Source organism: Streptomyces sp. NEAU-YJ-81, from assembly GCF_017592595.1.
GTDB classification, from domain to species: Bacteria; Actinomycetota; Actinomycetes; order Streptomycetales; family Streptomycetaceae; genus Streptomyces; species Streptomyces hygroscopicus_B.
This window is the reverse complement of sequence record NZ_JAGFNO010000019.1, coordinates 95740-118614: the sequence shown is the minus strand read 5'-3', so window position 1 is coordinate 118614 and position 22875 is coordinate 95740. Positions and strand designations below refer to the sequence as shown.

Genomic DNA, 22875 nt, shown 5'->3' with positions numbered 1-22875 from the left:
AAGGAACGATGCGATGTCGGATAAGCGGGAAGTGCCGGATGCCGCGGAGACGGCGCGCCGTGCCCGGTTCAGCAAGCTGCCGGAGCGGATCCGTCTGGAGGACACTGTGGAGGAGAGGGCGGCCATAGCGCCGGACCCCGCGAAGGACACGTACAACCCCGACGAGTGGCTCGTTCGCTACTGTCTGTGAGCCCAGCCGCTCGCGCGAGGAAGGATTCCCGTGCTGACAGCGAGAGTTTTGAGGGCGACCGCAGTGGCCGTGGCCATCGTGGCCATCGCGCTCGGCTGCTTCGTCCAGGTCTTCTGATCCGCGTTTCGTTCCCATCCGCCGGGTAGCACCTCACCTCGGCGAGACGCCCGATCAGCCGGGCAGGCCCCCGTCGCGCGCCTCCGGGGCGTGCGCGGGACGCTGCCGGTCGAGTTCGACGTACCGGGCACGCATCGCGTCGCTGGCGGCCGGCCCCGCGGTGAAGACGAAGGTCTCGCCGTCGTCGAGGCTTCGGCCGGTGCGCGCGTCCACCACGACGGGCTCCACCTCCTCGCCGGTCCGGGCGTCGACCAGGATCATGGCGCGCTCCTCCGGCGCGAGGTGCTGATTGCCCCAGGCGGCCAGGGCGACGACCACGGGCCGCAGGGAACGGCCGCGTTCGGTCAGCACGTATTCATGGCGCACCGGGTTGGTCTGGTAGGGGCGCCGCTCCAGGAGGCCGTCCGCCACCAGGGTCTTCAGGCGCGTGGTGAGCATGCTGGTGGAGATGTTCAGACTCTGCTGGAACTGGTCGAAGCGCGTGTAGCCGTCGAAGGCGTCGTGGAGGATCAGCAGCGTCCACCACTCCCCCACGTGCTGAACCGTGGTCGACAGCGGACACTCACGGTCCTCCAGCCTGATCCGGCTTGCCATCGCGACACCCTCCCGAGTTACTGCTAAAGTGAAAGTTACTTGCTTCTATTTTAGCAGTCGCAAGGGACGCGCTCGCGTGCGTCCCGGAACGGACAGCCTTGCCCACCTACCTCGATGACTCTCTCGCCGGCCGTCGCGCACTCGTCACCGGTGGCACCAAGGGTGCCGGAGCGGCGATCGCGGCCCGGCTGCGTACGGCCGGTGCGACCGTGCTGGTCACCGCCCGCTCCAAGCCCGAGGACGTCCCCGACGAAGACTTCATCGGCGCCGACCTGACCACACCGGAAGGCGTCGAACACGTCGTACGGGAGACGAATCGGCGCCTCGGCCGCACGGACATCCTGGTCCATACTCTCGGCGGCTCGGCCGCGCCCGCCGGCGGCTTCGAGGCGATGTCCGAGGAGATCTGGCAGCAGGAGCTCAACCACAACCTGCTCGCCGCCGTCCGCCTGGACCGCGCCCTGATCCCGGGCATGATCGAACGTGGCCGGGGTGCGGTGGTCCACGTCTCCTCGATCCAGCGCCGGATGCCACTGTGGAACGGCACGCTGGCCTACGCCTCCGCCAAGGCGGCTCTCAGCACCTACAGCAAGGGCCTGGCGAACCAAGTGGCACCGCTCGGTGTGCGGGTGAACACGGTCTCCCCCGGCTTCATCCAGACCAGTGCGGCGGACGCGCTCATCGACCGCATCGCCCAGAAGACCGGCGACCGGGAAACCGCTCTGGCGTCGCTCATGGATTCCCTCGGCGGCATCCCCCTCGGGCGCCCCAACCGGCCTGAAGAAGTCGCCGAGCTCGTCGCCTTCCTCGTCTCCGACCGGGCTTCCGCCATCGTCGGCGCCGAACATGTCATCGACGGCGGCACCGTTCCCGCGCTCTGAGAGCCGTCCCGTCCGGGAACGGCCCGAGCACCATCCCTCAGAAAACCATCAGCGAGGCAGCCATGACCGACGACACCACGCCCTTCGATGCCACCGACCTGCCCGACGTCGTCAAGCGGTATCTGACGGCACACAACGAGCACGACGTGCCCGCGGCCTCAGCCACCCTGACGCCGGGCGCGACCGTCACCGACGACGGCCGCACCTACGAGGGGATCCCGGCCATCGAGCGGTGGCTGGACCGTGCCACCTCCGAGTACACGTACACCACCACGCTCATCGGGACCGAGCACGACGGCCCGGACCGCTACACCGTCACCCAGCATCTCGAGGGCGACTTCCCCGGCGGCACCGTCGACCTTCACTATCGCTTCACCCTGGACCAGGGCCTGATCAGCCACCTCACCATCGCCCCCTGACGCACCGCGCCGTGGCGGCGCCTGATGCCGCCCGTGGCGGCTCACGGTGGCTCAGAAGCCGTCCACATCGACGACGGCTCGGGCGAATGCCTCGGGCGCTTCCTGCGGCACGTTGTGGCCGATGCCCTTCAGCGTGCGGTGCTCGTACGTGCCCGTGAACTTGTCGCGGTAGGCGGCGCCGTCCCCGGCGGGGGTGAAGGGGTCCAGCTCGCCGTCGAGGGTGATGGTCGGCACCCCGATGCCGGGGGCCGCGGCAAGCCGCTTCTCCAGGCCGTCGTATCGCGGATCACCATCGGCCAGGCTCTGCCGCCAGCGGTAGTTGTGGAGCACGATGTCGGCGTAGTCGGGGTTGTCGAAGACCGCCGCGGTGCGGTCGAAGGTCGCGTCGTCGAACTCCCATGACGGCGAGTTGAACTCCCAGATGAGCCTGGCCAGATCGCGCCCGTTCGCCCGCAGTCCGAGCTCGCCCCGCTCCGTGGCGAAGTAGTACTGGTACCACCATGCCCATTCGGCCTTCGGGGGCAGCGGCTTCTTATTGGCCTCGCGGTTGGTGATCAGGTAACCGGTCACGGAAACCAGGGCCTTGCAGCGATGCGGCCAGAGAGCGGCGATGATGTCAGCCGTCCGGGATCCCCAGTCGTAACCGGCGAGGAGCGCCCTCTCGATCCCCAGAGCGTCCATCAGGGCGATGATGTCGAGGGCGATCACGGACTGCTGGGCGTTCCGGAACGTCGACGCGGAGAGAAAGCGCGTCGTGCCGTGTCCGCGCAGATGCGGGACGATCACCCGGTAGCCCTCCGCCGCCAGCAGGGGCGCGACGTCGACATAGCTTTGGATGCTGTACGGATAGCCGTGCAGGAGGATGACCGCGGGGCCGTGTTCGGGCCCGGCTTCGGCGTAACCGACGTCCAGCACACCTGCCTTGATCTGCTTGATCGACGTGAAGGACGTGTTCGTCCCCGGTGTGGCCGCGGGCGCGGCCATCCCCTTCTTCGCGTCGGGCCCTGCTGTCGAGGCCGACGCCGTGAAGGCGCCGAACAGACCGGCCAGGGAAGCCACGCCCGCCCCCGCGCCGACGGCCTTGCCCATATTCCGCCTGCTGATCATGTGACCCATCCCGCCCATCCCGCCCGTCTCTTCCGGTCTCGATGGGTGAGGAGCCTGGCACGACCGGCGTCACCTGTCAAACCGGTGACGCCGTGAAGTCAGGGTCAGGGCAAGGCCGGGCAGGCGCGCCTCCTGGAGGTCGGTCGAGGTCAGTCCGTCTTGCCACCGCCGCCGGGCGTGGTGGCCTGTTCACGACCGCCGCGCACCACATTGCCGAGGGGCTCCCCCTGGTCCAGGCGGTTGATGTTGGCCGCGATATCCGTGGCGCGGGCCGCGAAAGTCTCCTCGGTGTGGCCCGAGTTGTGTGGTGTCATCACCACATTGGGCAGGGTGTGGAACGGCAGGCGGCTCGGCGCGTGCGGAGGGCCGGCCCACCACACGTCCAGGGCGGCGCCGGCGATGGTGCCGGCCGAGAGCGCCTCGTACAGCGCCTCCTCCTGGACGACCGGGCCACGGGCGACGTTGACGAGGAGGGACCGCGGGCCCATCGCGGCGAGTTCGGCCGGGCCGATCAGTCCGCGGGTCGCGGCGCTCAGCGGAACGGTGACCACGACGATGTCGGATTCCGCCAGCAGGTCCGGGAGCCGCTCCGGGCCACCCACCCAGTCGGGGCGCAGGCCCTCCGGCAGGGCGGCCGACGGATCGCGGCGCACCGCCCGCACACCCAGCCCGACCGCCTGGCACAGCCGGCCGATCTCCCTCCCCGTCTCGCCGAAGCCGATGACTCCGACACGGCGGCCCCGCAAGGTGTCCCCGAAGGGCAGCGCGGAATCCACGGCGACATTCCGCCACCGTCCGGCGCGCAGCTCCTGGTCGGCCGCGAGCACACGCCGGGACAGCATCAGCACGCACATCAGGACGTGTTCGGCGATCGACCTGCCGTGGTGGTGGGTGTTGGCCACGATCACCTCCGGCCCCAGCGCCTCCAGGGGGATCCCGTCGTAGCCCGCGCCGACGACATGGACGAGGCGGAGCCGCCGGGCTCGTCGCGCGTCGTCCTCGGTGAGCTGGGAGCCCACGTACACGTCGACGGTGGCGATGGCGTCGGCCATCCGTGCCGCGTCCCAGTCGGAGGCGTCCAGCCACTCGTGCGGGCCCTCGATTCGCGCCCTCAGCCGCTCGGTGAACCTGCCCAGGATCCGGTGGTTGAGCATGATGCGCATACTGGCCATGACCGCCGTCCTCATATATAGCCGCTGTCTTCATTTCTGCACAGGGCTATTGAGGCTGTCAATGATTGGACTGTCCCGACTATAACCCCCTCCACCTGGGCTTGTTGTCAGATCTCTTGACGCCCCGGCACCTCAGGTTTAGCTTCAGCGTCCACAAATACAGACCGGGTACGCAAGTGTAGACAGCCATGTCGACTGTCGTTCTCGGGCGGCAACCCGCCACCACCCTCGGAGATACGCCGACGATGAAGTCCTCCGTACCCTCCAGCCCGCGCCCGGAACGGGGCCGGGCCCATACAGTTCTCGCCTTTCTGGCCACGGGCACGATGCTGCTCACCAGCGCGTGCGCCGTGGCGAACAGTGACACGGCGGGTGATGCCGGCAGCGCCGACGGGCGCACCCTGCGGGTGGTCCTGACCCAGGAGCCGCCGACGCTAGAGCCCTGTGAGTCATCGCTGACCGCGACCGGTGTCGTCGTCCGCTCCAACATCACCGAACCGCTGGTGGAACGGGACCCCACCTCGGGCAAGCTGGAGCCGCTGCTGGCGACCGGCTGGCGGCAGACGAAGCCCACGACGTGGACCTTCGACATCCGCCCGGGGGTGACCTTCCAGAACGGGCGGCCGTTCACGGCGAAGGACGCCGCGTTCTCCATCGACCGCGCCGTCAACTCCGATCTCGCCTGCAACGTGGACGGCTATGTCTTCGGCGACGCGAAACTCGACGTACGCGCCGTCAGTCCCACCCGGCTGACCGTCACCACCGAGAAGACCGACCCCATCCTCCCGCTGCGGCTCAGCTTCGTCGAGATCGTGCCGCGCACCACCGACACCAAGGCCAAGGTGCGCATACCGATCGGGACCGGCCCCTACGCCGTCAAGTCGTGGCAGACCGGTGTCTCGATCTCCCTTGCCCGCAACGCCGATTACTGGGGGAAGGCTCCCGCCTACCCCCGGGCCAGGTATGTCTGGCGGAGCGATGCGAGCGTCCGCGCGGCGATGATCGACAAGGGCGAGGCCGATATCGCGACGGCGCTGGATCACACGAGCGCCGACCAGGGCAACACCGTCGCCTACCCCAACAACGAGACGACCGCCCTGCGTCTGGACGGCCGCGAGGCGCCGCTCAACGACATCCGGGTGCGCAAGGCGATCGGCATGGCCATCGACCGCAAGGGCATCATCGGCGCTCTTCTCGGCGGACTGGCCAAGCCCGCCGCCCAATTGGTCCCGCCCGGCGTGGTGGGCCACAACGACGACCTCGCCCCCGCCCCGTACCAGGAGGCCGCCGCCCGCGCGCTGGTGAAACAGGCGGCCGCCGACGGCGTCCCGGTCCACCGGAGGATCACCCTCGTCGCGCGCAACGGCATGTTCGCCGGAATCGCGGAAGTGACCGAGGCCCTGCAGTACGAGATGGCGCGGGTGGGGCTGAACGTGAGGATACGCATGGCGGACACCGCCACCCATCTTCAGTACCAACTGCGTCCGCTGCCCCGCGGTGTCGGGCCGGTGGCGCTGCTGATCATGCACGGCAACCAGGCCGGGGACGCGGCCTTCACCACGAGTCAGTACCTGCAGAGCGACGGCCCCCAGTCCACCTTCGGCACCAAGGACCTCGACCGGCGCATCGCCGCGGCGGACGCGCTCTCCGGCAAGGCCCGGCAGAAGGCGTTCGCCGACGTGCTCGCCTACCAGAACACGTCGGTTGTCCAGTACGCCTATCTGGCTCATATGCGCGGGCTGCTCGGACTGTCGCCTTCGGTGCGGTACCGGCCGGACTCCGCCACCGGGGACGAGATGCGGCTTTCCGAGGTCAGTCCGGCGACGGCGCGGAGGCGCTGACATGACGTCCTTCCTGCGCAAGCGCATCGTCTCCAGCGCGATCCCGCTGGTGTTCGTGGTGCTGGGCGTGTTCTGCCTGGCCCGCCTGACCGGCAGCCCCGTCGATCTCTACCTCCCGCTGAGCGCGACTGCCCAGCAGCGGGCGGAATTCTCCGCCGCCCACGGCTTCGACGACTCCATTCCGGTGCAGCTGTGGGACTACCTCGCCAATGCCGCGCAACTCGACTTCGGCACCTCGCTGCGCACGGGCGAGTCGGCCGGTTCGATGGTGCTCAAGGCGTTCCCCGTCACGCTCCAACTCGCCGGGATGACCATGCTCCTGGCGATTCTCGGGGCGCTGCTGGTCGGAAGCCTCGCCGCCTACCGGCCCAACTCGCTCATCGACCGGATCGCCGGCCTGCTGTCGATGACCGCCGCCAGCATCCCCGACTTCTGGTTCGCGATCATGGGTGTGCTGGTCTTCGGCGTGGGTCTGGGCTGGCTGCCGACCTCCGGCACCCTGGGCGGCCCCGAGATCTGGGTGCTGCCCATCGCCACCCTGCTGATCCGTCCGTTCGGCGTGCTGGTGCAGGTGGTGCGCGGCAGCATGGTCGGCGCGCTGTCCGCGCCCTACGTCAAGGTCGCGCGCAGCAAGGGAGCGGACCCCAAGCGCGTGGTGTTCGGGCATGCCCTGCGCAACTCCATCACGCCCGTGCTGACCGTCGCCGGGGATCTCACCGTCGGTCTGGTCAACGGCGCGGTGATCGTGGAAACGATCTTCGGCTGGCCCGGGATCGGCAAGCTCATGATCGACTCGATTCTGCAGCGCGACTTCGCGGTGTTGCAGGCCGCCGTTCTGATCACGGCGGTGACGATCTTCGCGCTGAACATCCTCGTCGACGTCTGCCACGCCCTGATCGACCCCCGAGTGCGCCAGGCGGTGCCGGCGTGAGCGAAGGAGCCACCATGACCGAGCCCGCCGACCCCGCCGACCGTCCCTCCGACGAGGCCGCCCCGGCACGCACCCGACCGACCCGCTGGTGGCTGCTGCTCGGCAGGGACCGGGGCGCCGCCGTCGCGGCCGTCGTCCTCGCCGTGGTGTTCCTGATCGCGCTGTTCGGCCGGCTGTTCATCGGGGACCGAGCCGTACGGCAGGACCTCCGCGCCTCGCTGCGCCCGCCCTCCCTCGACCACGGCTTCTACGGGCTGCTGGGCACCGATGTGCTGGGACGCAGCGTGCTGGCCCGGCTGGTGGACGCCGCCGGGACGACGCTGTCCATCGCGGTGCCCGCGGTGCTCTGCTCGCTGCTGATCGGCTCGGCGCTGGGGCTGTGGGCCGGATACCACGGAGGCATGCGCGAGAGCGTGGCGATGCGTGTCGCCGATGTCATCCTCAGCTTCCCGTCCCTGCTGATCGCGGTCGTCGTGCTGTATGTCTTCGCGCCCAGCGCGATGAACATCGTGCTGATCCTCGCCATCGCGCGCATCCCGGTCTATCTGCGCACCGCCCGCGCGGAGTCGGCCGAGCTCAGAAGCCGGCTGTTCGTCGACGCGGCCCGGACCTTCGGCACACCGAGCCGGAACATCATCTACCGGCACATTCTGCCGATCGCGCTGCCCACGCTGCTCACCGTGGCCACGCTCGACTTCTGCTTCGTCATGCTGACCGAGTCGTCCTTGAGCTTCCTCGGCATCGGCATCCAGCCCCCCGATGTGAGCTGGGGACTGATGGTGGCCCAAGGGCGCCAGTACCTTCAAACGGCCTGGTGGATCGCCGTGCTGCCGGGCTTCGCGATCGTGCTCACCACGGTGTCGGCCACGGTGCTCGCCGCCTGGGTCCGCCTGGCCACCGACCCCGCCCAGCGCTGGCGGCTGACGCTGCCCCGGAAGCGGCGCGGCAACCGCGCCGCTGTTCCCTCGGAGATGATCGCGTGAAGCCCTCCACCCTGCCCGCGCCCGCCGCGACCGGCGATCCCGCACTCGAGGTCGAGGGGCTCTGCGTCGACCTGCGGACGCCCTCCGGCACCCTCCGTGCCGTGAACGGCGTCGGCTTCAGCGTGCGCAAGGGGCGCACGCTGGCGCTGCTGGGCGAGTCCGGCTGCGGCAAGTCGATGACCGCGCTGTCCATCGTCGGGCTGCTCGACCCGACGGCCGAGGTGACGGGCGGATCCGTGCGGGTGTCCGGCACCGATGTGCTGCGGTTGGGCCAGGCGGGGCGCAGAAAGCTCGCCGGTCCCGTGCTGTCGATCGTCTTCCAGGACGCGCTGACCGCGCTCAACCCCGTACAGCCGGTCGGCAGGCAACTCGCCGAGCCGTTCCGGATCCATCGCGGGCTGTCGCGGCGCGATGCCCGGGAGAAGGCGGTCGAGCTGATGACCCGCGTCGGTATCCCCGAGCCGCGGCTGCGGGCCCGTGCGTATCCGCATCAGTTCTCCGGCGGTATGCGCCAGCGGCTGCTGATCGCGATGGCCGTGGCGCTGGACCCCGATGTGCTGATCGCCGACGAGCCCACGACCGCGCTCGATGTCACCGTGCAGGCGCAGATCATGCGGCTGCTGCGGGATCTGCAGACCGAGCGGGACATGGCGCTCGTGCTGATCACCCACGATCTGGCGGTGGTCGCCCAGCGCGCGGACGATGTCGTGGTGATGTACGCGGGCAATGTGGTGGAGACCGGCCCGGTGGCGGAGGTCTTCTCCCGCCCCCGCCACCCGTACACCAAGGGCTTGCTCGACTCTGTGCCCGAACACGCCGTCAGGGGCGGCCCGTTGCCCGCCGTGCCGGGGAGCCCGCCCGAGCTCAGCGCGGTCCCGTCCGGCTGTGTCTTCCAGGCCCGATGCCCGCTGGCCGAGGAGCGCTGCGCCCGGGAACGCCCTCGTCTGATATCCGTCGGTGCCTCGCGTTCGGCCGCCTGCCACTTCTCCGAGGAGCTCGACCGTGCCTGAGACGCCCCTCACCGACACCACGGCCGCGGGCCCGCGGGCCGATGGCTCGGCCGCTCCCCCTCCACTGCTCGAAGTCCGCGGTGTGACCAAGTCGTTCGGCCATGGCCGCCGGCGCCTGACCGCGCTGGACGGAGTCGATGTGCGGGTCGAGCGCGGGGAGACCCTCGGGCTGGTGGGCGAGTCCGGATGCGGCAAGTCGACCCTGGCCAGAGTGGTGCTCGGGCTGGAGCGGCCGGACTCGGGGACCGTGCGCTTCAACGGCACCGATCCGTTCACCCTCAAGGGCAAGGAGCTGCTGGCCTGGCGGCGCCGGGTGCAGATGGTGTTCCAGGACCCCTTCGCCTCGCTCAACGCCCGAATGTCCGCGGCCGATCTCATCGGCGAGCCGTGGCGCACCCACCGCGACATCGTGCCCACGGCACAGGCGCGGGAGCGACGAGTCCGTGAGCTGCTGTCGCTGGTCGGACTGCGGGAGAGCGACGCCCACCGCTACCCGAACGAGTTCTCCGGCGGGCAGCGGCAGCGCATCGGCATCGCCCGCGCGCTGGCCCTCGACCCCGACCTCATCGTGTGCGACGAGCCGGTGTCCGCGCTGGACCTGTCGGTGCAGGCCCAAGTGCTCAATGTCCTCTCCGAGCTGCGGGAACGGCTCGGTGTCTCCTACGTCTTCATCTCCCATGACCTGTCCGTGGTCCGGCATGTCTCCGACCGGGTGACCGTGATGTATCTGGGCAAGGTCATCGAACACGGCCCCACCGAGGACGTCTTCGACCGCCCCCTGCATCCCTACACCGCCGCCCTGATGTCCGCCGCGCCCACACTCGACGTGTCCGGGCAGGCCCAGGACGACGACGAGATCCAGTTGCGCGGGGAGATCCCTTCCCCGTACGACATCCCGTCGGGCTGCCGGTTCCGCACCCGCTGCTGGAAGAGCGAGGCCCGGTGCGCCGAGCTCGCTCCTCCGGTGGTCACCCGTGACGGCACGGCGGACCCCGGGCGGGAGCCGCACGAGGGCCTGTGTCACTTCCCGCTGGGCACCGGGCCGACAGAAGCATGAGCCCGCCGGAGTTCACCCTGCTCTTCATCACGGTGGCGGTCGGGGCGCTGTTCCAGGTCTCCATCGGCTTCGGGCTCGGCCTGCTGGCCGCCCCGGTGATCGCGATATTCGACCCTTCGCTCACCCCGGTGGTGGTCCTGCTGCTCGCCACCGGGGTCACGGCCGCGGTCCTGGTGCTGGAGGGCGGCCACCTGGACCTGCGAGGCGCGGGGTGGGCGCTGGCCGGGCGGGTGCCGGGCGCGGTGGGCGGCGCGGCGCTGGTCGCCGTGCTGCCCGCCCGGCAACTCGCCCTCCTCGTCGCCGTGGTCGTCCTCGCGGGCGTCGCGGTGAGCCTGCGCGGCTTCGTTCCGGCGCCGCGACGGCGTGCGGTGCTGCTGGCAGGCCTGATGTCGGGGCTGATGGGCACGGCGACCTCCATCGGAGGGCCGCCGATGGCCATGGTCTGGCAGCGCCTGAGCGGGCCGCGACTGCGCGCCACGATGAGCGGGTTCTTCCTGGCCGGTTCCGTGATGAGCCTGGCCATCCTGGCGGCGACCGGAGCGGTGCACACGTACAGCCTGTGGCACACCGCCCTGCTCGCCCCTGCCGCGGCGATCGGGGTACTGCTCGCCCGCCCGCTGTCGGGCAGACTGGACATGCGGCGCACCAGGGGTGTCGCCATGGTGCTCGCGGTGGTGAGCGCGACCGTGCTGGTGATCCAGCAGTTCGTCTGAGCCGAGCCGCACCTCCGCTACTGCCCCGGCCTCGGGGAGCCTCAGCCCTCCGCTGCCACGGGGACGGCCCGGCGCTCTCCGGTCACCTTGGAGGAGGGCAGCCGCCCGGCCTTGGAGGTACCGGTCATCGTCTCGCCGTCGACCGTCATCGTGAACGCGAGGTTCAGCCGCATGGGCTTGGTGATGGCCTGCCGCCAGGTGAGCCGGTCTCCCTCGAGTGCCACATCGGCCAGCGGCACCTCCTCCCCCGCGCCGTGGGCCGTACCGGTCAACGTGCCGTCCTCGTCGCGGAATTCGGCCACGGCCTTGATCCGGCCGATGGGAGTGGAGATGGTCAGATCCCAGGTGCCTTCAACGGACATGGTGGTGTGCTTCCTTACCGTGGGTCGGGGCGGATTGCGCTGGGGGCGGTGTGGTCACAGGGCGACGGGCGACGGCCCGTGGTGGCGCCAGGGGGTGCCACGGCGCTCGTAGGCGAACAGCTCCTCGACGGCGTGGGCGACCCGCGGCCCCAGTTCGCGCTCCAGCAGGTACAGGCCCAGATCGAGCCCGGAGGTGACACCGGCGCCGGTCACGAGGTCGCCGTCGTCGACGACACGGGCCCTGACCACGTTGACACCGGTGGCGTCCAGCATGTCCAGGCCCATGTGGTGGGTGGTGGCCCAGCGGCCCTCCAGCAGACCGGCCATGGCCAGGACGAGCGATCCGCCGCACACCGTGGCGACGGTCACCTCCGGACGGTCCATGGCCGCCTTCAGCAGCCCCGGCAGGCCGGTGTTCACGGCGCGGCCCAGAGTCACGGGGATGAATTCGTGCTCCCGCCACTCGCCCGCATCCGCGTCCACGTCGAGATCGGGGACCTCGCCGGGTTCTCCGACCCGGCCGGCCGCGCCGGGGACCACCACCAGGTCCGCCGTCGCGGGATCCAGGGCGGCCGTGGCGCGCAGCGGCACACCGCCGACCCCGCTCACCACCTCACGCGGCCCCTCGGCGGACACCAGCTCGGCGCGCAGCACTCCCCCGGCAGCCATGCCACCGGCGTGCAGCACTTCGTAGGGGGCGAGCACATCGAGGAGGTCGAAGCCGTCGAACAGGACAATCTGGGCGAGCATGAAATGTTCCCTCACATGCGGTGATGGCCAGTCTGTCTGGCCTTGTCCCGACGCTAGGCGAGGGCGGAAACGGCTCCCAGTGGCACGAGCGACATGGTTCAACGGAATAGCGCCAAGCGGACCGGAGGGCGCCGCGGGCCGGCGTCTCAGACCAGGTCGGGCGGCATGTTGTACGGCGTGACGACCTGGATGGGCGAGGGCAGGGCGGGGCCGTCGTCGGGCAGGGCTCCGTGGGCCCGCATGATGATCTGGCAGGCGCGGCGCATGTCCTGGCGCAGGTCGTGGTGGAGCACCGCGGACAGCCGTCGCTCGCGCAGCAGCCGGGTGTTGTCGTGGTCGAGGTCGTGGGCGATGAACACCTCGTAGGCGCGGCCCAGTTCCTCGAAGGCTTGAATCGTGGCGGTGTTGCCACCGCCGATCGAGTAGACCGCCCGGATCTCCGGGTCGTGGCGCAGCGCCCGCAGGACCAGGTCACGCTGGGTGGCGTCCAGACCGTCGCTGTCGGTGACCTCGACCAGCGTGCGCGCGGGATGGGCGTTGCGCAGGGCGCTGCGGAAGCCCATCTCGCGTTCCTCCTCCCCGCGGAAGAAGCCGCGGCTGATGGTGGTGAGCACATTGCCGGGGCGGTCACCGAGCCCCTGTCCCAGGAGGTACGCGGCGGTGGCCCCGGCGGCGCGGTTGTCGATGCCGACGTAGGACCGGCGCGCGCTGCCGGGCAGATCGGTCACCAGGGTCACGACCGGTATGCCCACGGCGGCCAGGCGGCCGACGGCCGCCGTGACCTCCGGGACGTCGGGCGCCTTCAGGACGACCCCCTGGGAGCCGCCGCGCGCGGCGACGCGGTCCAGCGTGGCGATCAGCTCCTCGACCGGACCGGTCTCGCGGAAGTGGAAGCGCGAGCGCATCACCGCGGGGCGCAGCGCCGGCAGCTCCGCCTCCAGGGCGGCGCGGACCGCCAGGGAGAAGCGCTCCGGCGCCTGCATCACGATGTCGATCATGAAGGTGCGGCCGCCGATGCGGACCTGGGTCCGCTGCCGGTCCAGGTCCTTGATCGCCTGGTGGACCTCCCGAGTGGTGCTCTCGCGCACGCCGCCACGGTTGTTCAGGACCCGGTCGACGGTGGCCTCGCTCAGGCCCGCCTGCCGGGCGATCTCCCGGATCGGATACGGATGGGACACCGGCGCGCCTCCATGAGGGGTTTTTGATGGACTGCTGAGGATTGCCCGATGCTCGGCTGATCACAACACTGACAGAAAGCCGCAGCCCACGGGAAGGATCGCAAAGCATCATGCCCCTCGTCGCTCCGAGGTCTCACGTCTGGCTCAGTGAGGCCGACTGCACTCTCGACGCCTTCCGCGCCCTGGTCGAGCGGACCACCGACCCCGGCGACCACCCCGGCGCCGACGCCGTGGAGCAGAACGTCCCCGTCTACGACGGCGACCGCCTGCGCGCGCGGGCCGCCACAGCGTCCGGCCGCCGGGAGGCGCAGGCGGAACTGGTGGACGCCCTGCTGGACGGCCCCGGCATCGTGGTGCTCAAGGGCGCCTTCCCCGACCCGTCGGTCCTCGACCGGGCCACCGAGGCGTTCACGACGCTGATCGAGGAGGAGCGGGCGACGGGCTCCGCCCGCGGTGACCACTTCGCCAAGCCCGGCACCAACGACCGGGTCTGGAACGCGCTGGAGAAGCTGGCCCTGGGAGCGCCGGAGGTCTTCGCGGACTACTACGCCAACGACCTCCTCGCCCTGGTGGCCACCGCCTGGCTGGGCCCCGGCTATCAGATCACCTCACAGATCAACCAGGTCAACCCGGGCGGCGCGGCGCAGAGCGTGCACCGCGACTATCACCTCGGCTTCCTCTCCGAGGCGCGGGCCGCGGCCTATCCGGCCCATGTCCACCGGCTCTCCCCCGTGCTGACCCTGCAGGGCGCGGTCGCCCACTGCACCATGCCCGTCGAGTCCGGCCCGACGCTCTACCTGCCGTACTCGCAGGCGTACGAGCCCGGCTACCTGGCCTGGCGCCGCCCGGAGTTCATGGCCTACTTCGCCGAGCACCACGTCCAGCTCCCGCTGGAGGCGGGCGACGCGGTCTTCTTCAACCCCGCGCTCTTCCACGCCGCCGGGCACAATCGCTCCACGGATATCCAGCGGATGGCGAACCTGCTGCAGATCTCCTCCGCCTTCGGCCGCGCCATGGAGACCGTCGACCGTGCGGCGGTGGTCGACGCCGTCTTCCCCGTGCTGCGGCAGTGCAAGGCCGAAGGCGCCTCCGAGGACTGGCTGCACAACGTCGTCGCGGCCTGTGCCGAGGGCTACCCCTTCCCCACCAACCTCGACCTCGACCCGCCCGTCGGCGGCCTCGCCCCGGACTCCCAGGCCGACATCGTCCGGCGCGCCCTGGAGCAGGACTGGACCCCGGACACCCTGCGCGCCCAACTGCGGGCCGGCGCCGAGCGCCGCGAGAGCTGAAGGAGACGGACCGCTCATGGGACTGCTGCAAGACAAGATCGTCCTGGTCAATGGCGGCAGCCAGGGAGTCGGCGCCGGTATCGTCCGCGCCGTCGCCCGTGAAGGGGCCACGGTCGCCTTCACCGGACGCCGCCCCGACATCGGCGAGCCGCTGGCCGGGGAACTCACCGCCCAGGGGGCCACCGCCTCCTTCCTCCGCGCCGATCTGGCCGATCCCGCGCAGGCACGGGGCAGCGTGACGGAGGTGGTGGCGGCCCACGGCAGGATCGACTGCCTGGTCAACTCCGCCGGGCTCACCTCCCGCGGGACGCTGCTGGACACCACCCCCGAACTCTTCGACGCGCATATCGCGATCAATCTGCGCGCCCCGTTCTTCGCCATGCAGGCCGCCGTCGCCGACATGGTGGCCAGGAAGGCTCCGGGCACAATCGTCAACATCATCTCCAACTGCGCACACGGCGGGTATCCGTTCCTGGCGCCGTACTCCGCCGCGAAGGCCGGGCTCGCGGGCCTGACCCGCAACGCCGCCCACGCGCACCGCTGGGACCGCGTCCGTATCAACGGCCTCAACCTCGGCTGGACCGAGACCGAGGGCGAGGACGCCATCCAGCGCGCCTTCCACGGCGCCGGCGACGACTGGCGCGAGGAGGCGGCCCGCGCCCAGCCGATGGGCAAGCTCGGCCAGGTCGACGAGATCGCCGATTTCGTCGTCCTCCTGCTCTCCGACCGCAGCGGCGTCGTCACCGGCTCGGTCATCGACTGGGACCAGATCGTCGTCGGCGGACTCGGCTGACCCGCCGCGCCGCACCGTCACAAGCCGCACCGTCACAAGCGGCACCGCCAGAAGCCGCACAGTCAAAAACCGCACCCTCACCACCCGCACCGTCAGAAAGGGCACAACTCCCCATGCGTATCGGCATTATGGGCCTGGGCCGGATCGGCGCCTTCCACGCAGAGACCCTGTCCACGCTCGACGCGGTGGATTCCCTCGTGGTCACCGACCCGGTCGCCGCGGCCGCCACCACCGCCGCCGAGCGGTTCGGCGCCCAGGCGGTCGCCTCGCCGGAGGCCGTGCTCGCCGCCGGTGTGGACGGCGTCGTGATCGCCGCGGCGACCGACGCCCACCCCGAGCTCATCCTCGCCGCCGTACGGGCGGGCGTACCGGTCTTCTGCGAGAAGCCGGTGGCGCGCACGATCGAGGAGAGCCTCGACGTCCTCCGCGCGGTGAAGGACAGTGGCGTGGAGGTCCACATCGGCTACAACCGGCGCTTCGACCCCGGGTATGTGGCGGCGCGCAAGGCCGTGGTCAGCGGTGAGCTGGGGCCGCTGACCACCGTACGGTCCACCACCTTGGACCCCGAGCCGCCTCCGGCCGCCTATGTGGCCGTCTCCGGCGGCATCTTCCGCGACTGTGCCGTGCACGACTTCGACACCGTCCGCTGGATCACCGGCCGCGAGGTCACCGAGGTCTACGCGACCGGCGCCAACCGCGGCGCCGACTACATCGCGACCGCCGGTGACGTCGACACCGCCTCCAGCCTCCTCACCCTCGACGACGGCACCCTCGCCGTGGTCTCCAACACCCGCCACAATCCACGCGGTTACGACGCCCGCCTGGAGCTCCACGGCATGACGGACAGCATCGCCGCGGGCCTGGAGGACAAGCTGCCGCTGCGCTCCGTCGAACCGGGCGCCACCTTCCCCGGCGGCACACCGCACCACTTCTTCATGGACCGCTTCGCCACCGCCTACCGGGCCGAGCTCACCGCCTTCACCGAGGTGGCGGCGGGTCTGCGGCCCTCTCCCTGCACCGTCGCCGACGCCGTCGAGGCCGGCTGGATCGCCGAGGCGTGCACGCTGTCCCTGCACGAGCACCGCCCCGTGAGCATGGAAGAGGTACGGAAGGCATGACGACAGCCGAGCCGCTGCGCATCGGGATCCTGGGCGCCGCCCGGATCTCCGGGCTCTCCATCGTCGGCCCCGCCCGTGCGGGCGGCCACCGCCTCGTCGCGGTGGCCGCCCGCACCCGCGACCGGGCCGATGCCTTCGCCGCCGAGCACGGCGTCGAGCGCGTCCTCGACTCCTACTCCGAGGTGATCGACGACCCCGATGTGGAGGTCGTCTACAACCCGCTGGCCAACAGCCTGCACGGCCCGTGGAACCTCGCCGCCCTCGCCGCGGGCAAGCACGTCCTGAGCGAGAAGCCCTCGGCGAGCAACACCGAGGAGGCCACCGAGGTCCGCGACGCCGCCGCCAAGGCGGGCACCGTCTTCATGGAGGGCTTCCACTACCTCTTCCACCCCGTCACCCGCCGCCTCCACGAACTGCTGGACTCCGGGGAACTCGGGGAGCTGCGGCACGTCGAGACGATGGTCGCCATGCCCGCTCCGCCCGGGTCCGACCCCCGCTGGTCCCTCCCGCTGGCCGGGGGCGCCCTCATGGACCTGGGCTGCTACAGCGTGCACGCCCAGCGCCTGCTCGCGCCCTGGGCCGGTGGTCCCCCGCACCTGGTCACCGCCCGGGCCGGCGCACGGCAGGGCGCACCGGATGTCGACGAGTGGCTGGACGCGGAACTGGCCTTCCCGAACGGCGCCACCGGATCCGCCCGCTGCCATATGGCACACGGGGAGTGGAACATGAGCTTCCGGGTCGTCGGCTCGCGGGGCGAGGCCACGGCCGTGAACTTCGTCCAGCCCCATCTGGACGACCGTGTCCTGGTGCGCACGCCCGCGGGTGAGCGGACCGAGGAGCTGGGCAAGCGCTCCTCGTACACCTTCCAGCTGGAGGCGTACGCCGCTCACCTGCGGCATGGCGCGCCGCTTCCGCTGGACGCGGAGGACGCGCTGACCACCATGTCCCTGGTCGACGCGTGCTACCGCACCGCCGGGTTCCCGCCCCGGCCCCGCACCGCGCTTCCGGCCTCGGGCTGAGCCCGCACGCACGGGGGCACGGTCGCCGGCGCGCCCCCGCCGGTCGGCCTGCCCCCGCCAGTCGGCCTGTCCCCAGCCGCCGGCTCAGCTCTCCGTGTCGGCCGTCGACCCCGGCCGGGCCGCCGCGGGCGCGCCCACCCGCAGCCCGTCCATGACCAGATCCAGAAGCCGTCTGGCGCGCACCGGCCCCTCGTCATCGGGGCTGATCTGCCACAAGCCGGAGATGGCGAGCAGGAAGTCGTCGGTGGTCACGTCCGGGCGGATCGTGCCGACCTCCTCGTTCGCCTTCAGCAGAAGCGCGACGGCCTCGGTCATCTGGCCGTGGCCCGGTTTCTTCTGGCCGCAGGCGGTGCTGAGGGCCTTGTGCAGCGCGTCGGCGAGACCGGCCTTGGCCATGGCGAACCGGGCGAGGTGCCCCATCCACTCGCGCAGCGCCTCATCGGGCGCGCGGGTACGGAGCAGCTCGGCCGCGATGTCCGCGACCTGCAGCATCTCGTGGCGGTAGATCTCCAGCACGAGGGCCTCGCGGCTGGGGAAATTGCGGTACAGCGTGCCCTGCCCGACGCCCGCCTTCTTCGCGATGGTGCTCAGCGGGACATCCGCCGAGCGGGTCAGCTCCGCCAGCGCCACTTCCAGGATGCGCTCGCGGTTCGCTTGCGCGTCCGAGCGCAGACGCGCGTCCTTATCTGCCCGCACTCGTCCTCCTTCCGGACACCGCAAAGCGCCGACCTTGCCCACCGGACAGCTGTCCGCTAAGTTTCATGCACAGCGGACAAGTGTCCGCTTAGGTACACCTTACCGGCTGAAACGGCCCGTGGGGATGGCCGGAACCGAGCGCCGAATGGCATTCTCACGCATTCCCACCCCCCGGGACCTCCTTTGGATGACTTCGACGCGCACCACATCCGCGAAAGAAGGCTGATCATGGCCCCATCGACGTCCAGCGTCATCACGCTGACCATCAACGGCGAGAAGTACACGCTGCCCGTCGACCACCGCACCACCCTGCTCGACGCCCTGCGTGAGCATCTCGACCTCACCGGGACCAAGAAGGGCTGCGACCAGGGCCAGTGCGGGGCCTGCACGGTACTGCTCGACGGCCGCCGGGCCGTCTCCTGTCTGCAGCTCGCGGTGGCCGCCGAGGGCCGCGACGTCACCACGATCGAGGGGGTGGCCGACGGCGACCGGCTGCATCCGGTGCAGCAGGCGTTCCTCGACCTCGACGGCTACCAGTGCGGCTACTGCACCCCGGGGCAGATCTGTTCCGCCCTCGCCGTGATCGAGGAACACGCGGCGGGCTGGCCGAGCGCGGTCACCGCCGACGTCCGCCCCGAAGCCGCGCCCCCACCACTGACTCCCGATGAGATCCGGGAGCGGATGAGCGGCAACCTGTGCCGCTGCGGCGCGTATGTGTCGATCGTGCAGGCGGTCGCGCAGGCGGCCGAGGCGCAGGCGACCGGGACCGAGGAGGCCGTCGCATGAAGGAGTTCGGCTACCAGCGCGTCCTCGACGTCTCCGAGGCGATCGCCGTACTCGGCGCCGATCCCGACGCACGGTTCCTCGGCGGCGGCACCAATCTGGTCGATCTGATGAAGACCGGCATCGAGCGGCCCGGACGCCTCGTCGACGTACGCGAACTGCCCCTGGACCGCGTCGAGGTGACGCCGGACGGCGGTCTGCTCATCGGGGCCACCGTCACCAACAGCGATCTCGCCGCCCACCCCGAGGTACGGCGCCGCTACCCGGCGCTCGCGCAGGCCGTCCTGGCCGGTGCGTCCGGGCAGCTGCGCAACATGGCCACCGTCGGCGGGAATCTTCTCCAGCGCACCCGCTGCGGCTACTTCACCGATGCGGCGGGGCCCTGCAACAAGCGCCTGCCCGGCAGCGGCTGCCCGGCCATCGAGGGTGAGCACCACAACCACGCGATCCTCGGCTCCTCCGGGCACTGCGTGGCCACCCACCCCTCGGACATGGGGGTCGCGCTCGCCGCCTTCGACGCCGTCGTACGGTACGAAACCGCCGACGGGCCGGGCGAGTTGCCGCTCGCGGACTTCTATCTGCCCGTGGGCGACACCCCGCACCTGGAGACGGCGCTGCCCTCCGGCGCGCTGATCACCGGCGTCACCCTGCCCCCGGCCCCGGTCGCCGCCCACTCCCGCTACCGCAAGGTCCGCGAGCGCGCGTCCTACGCCTTCGCGATCGGCTCGATCGCCGCCGCCCTCGACGTCCGGGACGGCGTCGTCCACGAGGTCCGCCTCGCCTTCGGAGCGGTCGCCTCCCGGCCGTGGCGGGCCCTGGAGGCCGAGCGGGCACTGACCGGAGGCCCGGCGACCGCCGAGGCGTTCGCCGCCGCCGCGGACGCGGAGCTGGCCGCCGCCGAGGCACTGCCCCACAACGGATACAAGGTGCCGCTGATGCACAACCTCGTGGTGGCCCTGCTGACCGAACTCGCCGAGGAGGCCGCCCGATGACCACGACGACCGGAACCACCACGACGACGGGGGCCCTCGGAACCGCGCGCACCCGCGTCGAGGGCCGGGAAAAGGTCACCGGGGCGGCCCGCTACTCGGGCGACATCCCGCTGCCCGAACTCGCCCACGGCTGGCTGGTGCTGTCCACCATCGCCCGCGGCCGGGTCCGCTCGGTCGAGGCCGACTCCGTCCTCGCCATGCCCGGTGTCCTCGCGGTCCTCCACCATGAGAACGCCCCGCGCGTCAACCTGGACTACATGGGCATGATCGGGCCGCCCGACCCGATCATCGGGGTCTTCCAGCACGACCGTGTCCCCTTCCGGGGCTGGCCGGTGGCGCTGGTCGTCGCCGAGCGGCCCGAGCAGGCCCGGGAGGCCGCGGAAGCGCTGGTGGTCCAGTACGACCAGGAGTCGCACGACATCGACTTCTTCGCCGGACACCCCGATGTGTACACCCCCGAGGACTCGCCGTTCGGGCCGGCGGAGACGACGAAGGGCGACATCGAGGCCGAACTCGCCGCCTCCACCTTCGTCGTGGACGCCGAGTACACCACCCCGGAAGAGCACCACAACCCCATGGAGCCGCACGCGGCGACGGCCCACTGGGACGGCGGCCGGCTCGAGGTCCTCGACTCCAATCAGGGCACCACGTACGTGGCCGGTGAGCTCGCGCAGATCTTCTCCCTCGACGCGGAGTCGGTGCGCGTGCGGTCCGAGCACGTCGGCGGCGGCTTCGGCTCCAAGACGGTCCGCCCGCACCAGGTGGCCGCCGCCATGGCCGCGACCATCCTCGACCGTCCGGTCCGCGTCGTGATGACCCGCCGCCAGATGTTCTCGACCATCGGCTATCGCAGCCCCACCGCGCAGCGGGTCCGGCTCGGCGCCGACACGTCGGGGCGGCTGCGCGCGCTCGACCACCGGTCCGAGTGCGTCACCTCGACCGTTCACGAGTTCATCGAGCGCAGCGCCACGGTGGGGCGCGTGATGTACGACGCCGACGCGCACCACACCAGCGACCGGGTCGTACGGCTCGATGTGCCGACCCCGACCTTCATGCGCGCACCCGGCGAGGCACCGGGCTCGTTCGCGCTGGAGTGCGCGCTCGACGAACTCGCCGAGACCTCCGGCATCGACCCGATCGCGCTGCGCGTCCGCAATGAACCCGACCGGGGCCCCGTCTCGGGCCTGCCGTTCAGCAGCCGCAATCTGGTCGCCTGCTACGAGGAGGGCGCCCGCCGGTTCGGCTGGGCGGACCGGGATCCGCGGCCGGGGCTGCGCCGCGAGGGACGCTGGCTGCTCGGAACGGGTATGGCGGCGGCCAGCTTCCACTCCGGGGCCGGCCCGTCCACGGCGGGCGTGACGGCGGAGGCGGACGGCACGTTCACCGTGCGCATCAACGCGGCGGACATCGGGACCGGCGCCCGGACCGGCATCGCCCTGGTCGCCGCGGACGCGCTGGCAGTGGATCCGGACCGCGTCCGGGTGGTCATGGCGGACAGCGACCTCGGCCCGGCGATGATCGCCGGTGGCTCGATGGGCATGCGCTCCTGGGCGTGGGCGGTGTCGATCGCGGTGCGCGAACTGCGCGAGCGGCTGGCCCTGGGCGGCGACATCCCGCCCGAGGGAATCACCGCCCGGTCCGACACCTCCGAGGCGATCGGCGCCCTCTCCAAGAAGGAACGGCACTCCTTCGGGGCGCAGTTCGCCGAAGTGGCCGTGGACGTCACCAGCGGAGAGGTCCGGGTGCGGCGGATGCTCGGGATCTTCGCGGCGGGCCGGATCGTCAACCCCCTGACCGCGCGCAACCAGCTCGTCGGCGGGATGGTCTGGGGTATTTCCATGGCCCTGCACGAGGAGGCGGTCCGGGACCGGGCCTCGGGCGGCCATGTCGGACCGGACCTCGCGGGCTATCACTTCGCCGCGAACGCCGATGTGCCGCTCATCGAGGCGGACTGGGTGGACGACCCGGACCCGGACGACCCGGTCGGCATCAAGGGCGTCGGTGAGATCGGCATCGTGGGCGCCGCGGCGGCCATCGCCAACGCGGTGTGGCACGCCACCGGCGTCCGCCACCGCAACCTGCCGATCCGCCCGGACCGGGTCCTGTCGGCGGGGACGAGCGTGCCGGAGCCCGGCCACGGAGGCTGACCCCGCCATCGAATGATCGGCGCCGGCCGGGCCCACAGCCTGGCCGGCGCCGAACTCTCGGGCGCGTACGCCGGCCGGATACCGCCGATCGGCTGGCGCTGTGCGGCGATCCAGTCATCTTCACGCTCTGCCCGATGCCCTCCGGGCCCCCGCGGGGAACACTCGCCCAACCCGATGAGAGCAGAGAGGGCACCGATGAGCGACGACTTCGTGCTGGACGTGACCAGGATCCGCGACGAGGCCCGCCAGAAGATGGCGGCCGGACCGGTGACGGACACCTACGGTCTGGACAAGGACCGGGTCATCGGCATCCTCAATGACGTCATCGCGACCGAGGTGGTGTGCTGGCTGCGCTACACCCGCCACGCCATCTCCGCCAGCGGGATCGACCGCGCCCAAGTCTCCTCGGAGTTCACCGAGCACGCGAAGGAGGAGATGCAGCATGCGCTGCGCGCCGCCGAACGCGTCTCCCAGCTCGGCGCCGACCCCGACTTCGACCCCGCCTCGCTGGCCCAGCGCGCCCACACCGACTACACCACACCGCCCGACAACGACCTGAAGGCGATGCTGGAGCACAATCTGCTCGCCGAGCGCATCGTGATCGCCAGCTATCAGGAGATCATCCGCTGGCTGGGCGATCACGACCCGACCACCCGCCGGCTGATGGAGTCGATCCTGGAGGAAGAGGAGGAGCATGCCGACGATCTGGTGGATCTGATCGGCGTCTGACAGC

General features: G+C 71.0%; 24 protein-coding genes. 17 read left to right on the top strand and 7 right to left on the bottom strand.

The window, feature by feature from the left end:
- The first annotated feature begins 13 nt into the window (after positions 1-13).
- Positions 14-190: a hypothetical protein gene (locus tag J5X86_RS32095; RefSeq protein WP_208520203.1), complete on the top strand. Its 177-nt coding sequence runs from the start codon at positions 14-16 to the stop codon at positions 188-190.
- A gap of 171 nt (positions 191-361) precedes the next feature.
- Here J5X86_RS32095 and J5X86_RS32090 read toward each other — a convergent pair whose 3' ends face one another.
- Complete coding sequence (locus tag J5X86_RS32090) at positions 362-901, bottom strand: helix-turn-helix domain-containing protein (protein ID WP_208520202.1); 540 nt, start codon at positions 899-901, stop codon at positions 362-364.
- Between the two features lie 98 nt (positions 902-999).
- Between J5X86_RS32090 and J5X86_RS32085 the strand changes: the two genes are divergently transcribed.
- Positions 1000-1782, top strand: coding sequence for an SDR family oxidoreductase (locus J5X86_RS32085; protein ID WP_208520201.1), 783 nt, complete (start codon positions 1000-1002; stop codon positions 1780-1782).
- A gap of 62 nt (positions 1783-1844) precedes the next feature.
- A complete protein-coding gene (locus J5X86_RS32080; protein ID WP_208520200.1) occupies positions 1845-2201 on the top strand; it encodes a nuclear transport factor 2 family protein in 357 nt (118 codons plus the stop codon).
- Between the two features lie 51 nt (positions 2202-2252).
- Here J5X86_RS32080 and J5X86_RS32075 read toward each other — a convergent pair whose 3' ends face one another.
- Together J5X86_RS32075 and J5X86_RS32070 are read right to left on the bottom strand one after the other, a co-directional pair.
- Positions 2253-3308 carry an alpha/beta fold hydrolase gene (locus J5X86_RS32075; protein WP_208520199.1) on the bottom strand — a complete coding sequence of 352 codons (1056 nt, stop codon included), beginning with the start codon at positions 3306-3308 and terminating at the stop codon, positions 2253-2255.
- A 149-nt stretch (positions 3309-3457) separates the two neighbouring features.
- Positions 3458-4480, bottom strand: coding sequence for a 2-hydroxyacid dehydrogenase (locus J5X86_RS32070; RefSeq protein ID WP_243981947.1), 1023 nt, complete (start codon positions 4478-4480; stop codon positions 3458-3460).
- Positions 4481-4668: 188 nt separating this feature from the next.
- Here J5X86_RS32070 and J5X86_RS32065 point away from each other — a divergent pair, with 188 nt between their 5' ends.
- Genes J5X86_RS32065 through J5X86_RS32040 form a run of 6 tightly spaced genes read left to right on the top strand, consistent with a single transcriptional unit; the run spans position 4669 to position 11015 of the window.
- Positions 4669-6321 (top strand): ABC transporter substrate-binding protein, encoded by a 1653-nt coding sequence (locus J5X86_RS32065; RefSeq protein WP_243981945.1) that lies wholly within the window; start codon positions 4669-4671, stop codon positions 6319-6321.
- A 1-nt stretch (position 6322) separates the two neighbouring features.
- A complete protein-coding gene (locus tag J5X86_RS32060) occupies positions 6323-7252 on the top strand; it encodes an ABC transporter permease (protein WP_119993656.1) in 930 nt (309 codons plus the stop codon).
- Positions 7253-7266: 14 nt separating this feature from the next.
- A complete protein-coding gene (locus J5X86_RS32055) occupies positions 7267-8235 on the top strand; it encodes an ABC transporter permease (protein ID WP_208520198.1) in 969 nt (322 codons plus the stop codon).
- Positions 8232-9245, top strand: coding sequence for an ABC transporter ATP-binding protein (locus tag J5X86_RS32050; RefSeq protein ID WP_208520197.1), 1014 nt, complete (start codon positions 8232-8234; stop codon positions 9243-9245). The genes J5X86_RS32055 and J5X86_RS32050 overlap by 4 nt, the downstream gene beginning before the upstream one ends.
- Positions 9238-10302: an ABC transporter ATP-binding protein gene (locus J5X86_RS32045; protein ID WP_208520196.1), complete on the top strand. Its 1065-nt coding sequence runs from the start codon at positions 9238-9240 to the stop codon at positions 10300-10302. Before J5X86_RS32050 ends, J5X86_RS32045 begins: the two co-directional genes overlap by 8 nt.
- Positions 10299-11015 carry a sulfite exporter TauE/SafE family protein gene (locus J5X86_RS32040; protein ID WP_208520195.1) on the top strand — a complete coding sequence of 239 codons (717 nt, stop codon included), beginning with the start codon at positions 10299-10301 and terminating at the stop codon, positions 11013-11015. Before J5X86_RS32045 ends, J5X86_RS32040 begins: the two co-directional genes overlap by 4 nt.
- 41 nt (positions 11016-11056) lie before the next feature.
- Here J5X86_RS32040 and J5X86_RS32035 read toward each other — a convergent pair whose 3' ends face one another.
- From J5X86_RS32035 to J5X86_RS32025, 3 genes are all read right to left on the bottom strand, one after another.
- Positions 11057-11377: a hypothetical protein gene (locus J5X86_RS32035; protein WP_208520194.1), complete on the bottom strand. Its 321-nt coding sequence runs from the start codon at positions 11375-11377 to the stop codon at positions 11057-11059.
- A 54-nt stretch (positions 11378-11431) separates the two neighbouring features.
- A complete protein-coding gene (locus J5X86_RS32030) occupies positions 11432-12127 on the bottom strand; it encodes a DJ-1/PfpI family protein (protein WP_208520193.1) in 696 nt (231 codons plus the stop codon).
- A 146-nt stretch (positions 12128-12273) separates the two neighbouring features.
- A complete protein-coding gene (locus tag J5X86_RS32025) occupies positions 12274-13305 on the bottom strand; it encodes a LacI family DNA-binding transcriptional regulator (protein WP_208520192.1) in 1032 nt (343 codons plus the stop codon).
- 110 nt (positions 13306-13415) lie between these two features.
- Here J5X86_RS32025 and J5X86_RS32020 point away from each other — a divergent pair, with 110 nt between their 5' ends.
- The 4 genes from J5X86_RS32020 to J5X86_RS32005 all read left to right on the top strand — a co-directional run bounded on the left by J5X86_RS32020 (position 13416) and on the right by J5X86_RS32005 (position 17524).
- Complete coding sequence (locus tag J5X86_RS32020; RefSeq protein WP_208520191.1) at positions 13416-14594, top strand: phytanoyl-CoA dioxygenase family protein; 1179 nt, start codon at positions 13416-13418, stop codon at positions 14592-14594.
- A 16-nt stretch (positions 14595-14610) separates the two neighbouring features.
- Positions 14611-15387 carry an SDR family oxidoreductase gene (locus J5X86_RS32015; RefSeq protein WP_208520190.1) on the top strand — a complete coding sequence of 259 codons (777 nt, stop codon included), beginning with the start codon at positions 14611-14613 and terminating at the stop codon, positions 15385-15387.
- A 113-nt stretch (positions 15388-15500) separates the two neighbouring features.
- Positions 15501-16505 carry a Gfo/Idh/MocA family oxidoreductase gene (locus J5X86_RS32010; RefSeq protein ID WP_208520189.1) on the top strand — a complete coding sequence of 335 codons (1005 nt, stop codon included), beginning with the start codon at positions 15501-15503 and terminating at the stop codon, positions 16503-16505.
- A complete protein-coding gene (locus J5X86_RS32005; protein WP_208520188.1) occupies positions 16502-17524 on the top strand; it encodes a Gfo/Idh/MocA family protein in 1023 nt (340 codons plus the stop codon). The genes J5X86_RS32010 and J5X86_RS32005 overlap by 4 nt, the downstream gene beginning before the upstream one ends.
- 84 nt (positions 17525-17608) lie before the next feature.
- Here the strand turns inward: J5X86_RS32005 and J5X86_RS32000 are convergent, their stop codons facing one another.
- The gene (locus J5X86_RS32000; RefSeq protein ID WP_208520187.1) at positions 17609-18220 is read right to left on the bottom strand and encodes a TetR/AcrR family transcriptional regulator; all 612 of its coding nucleotides are present in this window, start codon (positions 18218-18220) and stop codon (positions 17609-17611) included.
- 228 nt (positions 18221-18448) lie between these two features.
- Here J5X86_RS32000 and J5X86_RS31995 point away from each other — a divergent pair, with 228 nt between their 5' ends.
- The 4 genes from J5X86_RS31995 to J5X86_RS31980 all read left to right on the top strand — a co-directional run bounded on the left by J5X86_RS31995 (position 18449) and on the right by J5X86_RS31980 (position 22871).
- Entirely contained in the window at positions 18449-19006 is a 558-nt protein-coding gene (locus J5X86_RS31995; RefSeq protein WP_208520186.1) for a 2Fe-2S iron-sulfur cluster-binding protein, read from the top strand.
- The gene (locus J5X86_RS31990; protein ID WP_208520185.1) at positions 19003-19995 is read left to right on the top strand and encodes a xanthine dehydrogenase family protein subunit M; all 993 of its coding nucleotides are present in this window, start codon (positions 19003-19005) and stop codon (positions 19993-19995) included. Before J5X86_RS31995 ends, J5X86_RS31990 begins: the two co-directional genes overlap by 4 nt.
- Entirely contained in the window at positions 19992-22142 is a 2151-nt protein-coding gene (locus J5X86_RS31985) for a xanthine dehydrogenase family protein molybdopterin-binding subunit (protein WP_208520184.1), read from the top strand. Before J5X86_RS31990 ends, J5X86_RS31985 begins: the two co-directional genes overlap by 4 nt.
- Before the next feature lie 195 nt (positions 22143-22337).
- The gene (locus tag J5X86_RS31980; RefSeq protein WP_208520183.1) at positions 22338-22871 is read left to right on the top strand and encodes a bacterioferritin; all 534 of its coding nucleotides are present in this window, start codon (positions 22338-22340) and stop codon (positions 22869-22871) included.
- Positions 22872-22875: the final 4 nt, after the last annotated feature.

Excerpts from the sequence above, each read along its gene's own strand:
- J5X86_RS32095 (WP_208520203.1), top strand. The coding sequence starts at position 14 with ATGTCGGATAAGCGGGAAGTGCCGGATGCCGCGGAGACGGCGCGCCGT.
- J5X86_RS32090 (WP_208520202.1), bottom strand. The coding sequence starts at position 901 with ATGGCAAGCCGGATCAGGCTGGAGGACCGTGAGTGTCCGCTGTCGACC.
- J5X86_RS32080 (WP_208520200.1), top strand. The coding sequence starts at position 1,845 with ATGACCGACGACACCACGCCCTTCGATGCCACCGACCTGCCCGACGTC.
- J5X86_RS32075 (WP_208520199.1), bottom strand. The coding sequence starts at position 3,308 with ATGATCAGCAGGCGGAATATGGGCAAGGCCGTCGGCGCGGGGGCGGGC.
- J5X86_RS32070 (WP_243981947.1), bottom strand. The coding sequence starts at position 4,480 with ATGGCCAGTATGCGCATCATGCTCAACCACCGGATCCTGGGCAGGTTC.
- J5X86_RS32065 (WP_243981945.1), top strand. The coding sequence starts at position 4,669 with ATGTCGACTGTCGTTCTCGGGCGGCAACCCGCCACCACCCTCGGAGAT.
- J5X86_RS32060 (WP_119993656.1), top strand. The coding sequence starts at position 6,323 with ATGACGTCCTTCCTGCGCAAGCGCATCGTCTCCAGCGCGATCCCGCTG.
- J5X86_RS32055 (WP_208520198.1), top strand. The coding sequence starts at position 7,267 with ATGACCGAGCCCGCCGACCCCGCCGACCGTCCCTCCGACGAGGCCGCC.
- J5X86_RS32040 (WP_208520195.1), top strand. The coding sequence starts at position 10,299 with ATGAGCCCGCCGGAGTTCACCCTGCTCTTCATCACGGTGGCGGTCGGG.
- J5X86_RS32035 (WP_208520194.1), bottom strand. The coding sequence starts at position 11,377 with ATGTCCGTTGAAGGCACCTGGGATCTGACCATCTCCACTCCCATCGGC.
- J5X86_RS32030 (WP_208520193.1), bottom strand. The coding sequence starts at position 12,127 with ATGCTCGCCCAGATTGTCCTGTTCGACGGCTTCGACCTCCTCGATGTG.
- J5X86_RS32020 (WP_208520191.1), top strand. The coding sequence starts at position 13,416 with ATGCCCCTCGTCGCTCCGAGGTCTCACGTCTGGCTCAGTGAGGCCGAC.
- J5X86_RS32015 (WP_208520190.1), top strand. The coding sequence starts at position 14,611 with ATGGGACTGCTGCAAGACAAGATCGTCCTGGTCAATGGCGGCAGCCAG.
- J5X86_RS32010 (WP_208520189.1), top strand. The coding sequence starts at position 15,501 with ATGCGTATCGGCATTATGGGCCTGGGCCGGATCGGCGCCTTCCACGCA.
- J5X86_RS32005 (WP_208520188.1), top strand. The coding sequence starts at position 16,502 with ATGACGACAGCCGAGCCGCTGCGCATCGGGATCCTGGGCGCCGCCCGG.
- J5X86_RS31995 (WP_208520186.1), top strand. The coding sequence starts at position 18,449 with ATGGCCCCATCGACGTCCAGCGTCATCACGCTGACCATCAACGGCGAG.
- J5X86_RS31990 (WP_208520185.1), top strand. The coding sequence starts at position 19,003 with ATGAAGGAGTTCGGCTACCAGCGCGTCCTCGACGTCTCCGAGGCGATC.
- J5X86_RS31985 (WP_208520184.1), top strand. The coding sequence starts at position 19,992 with ATGACCACGACGACCGGAACCACCACGACGACGGGGGCCCTCGGAACC.
- J5X86_RS31980 (WP_208520183.1), top strand. The coding sequence starts at position 22,338 with ATGAGCGACGACTTCGTGCTGGACGTGACCAGGATCCGCGACGAGGCC.